This is a genomic window from Bradyrhizobium sp. Kon69 (assembly GCF_055807515.1).
Map to the genome: position 1 here is coordinate 1 of NZ_JBVVOS010000181.1, position 349 is coordinate 349.

1 protein-coding gene is annotated in these 349 nt (G+C 67.9%); it reads right to left on the bottom strand.

Annotated elements, in window-relative coordinates; translation table 11 throughout:
- Positions 1-349, bottom strand: a 349-nt coding sequence (locus AC0L3U_RS38735; protein ID WP_473365013.1) for an amidohydrolase family protein, incomplete at both ends; no start/stop codon positions are given.

Below are 349 nucleotides of genomic sequence, written 5' to 3' on the forward strand. Positions count from 1 at the left end.
GGCGCCGGCCTTGACCTGCTCCACCAACGGCTGCGGCAAGCTGGCGTTGCCCTTGCCGGTAAAGCCAATGTTCATCGGGAACGAATCGGTGGCCTGCAGCATGCGCGCCAGGTGCCACGGGCCTGACGTGCAGGTGGTGGCGTTGGTGCCGGTGGCCGGGCCGGTGCCGCCGCCAATCATGGTGGTGACGCCGCTGGTCAGCGCCTCCTCGATCTGCTGCGGGCAGATGAAATGCACATGGGAGTCGATGCCGCCGGCGGTGAGGATCATGCCGTCACCGGCGATCACTTCGGTGCTGGCGCCGATGGCCATGGTCACGCCGGGCTGGATGTCGGGGTTGCCGGCTTTG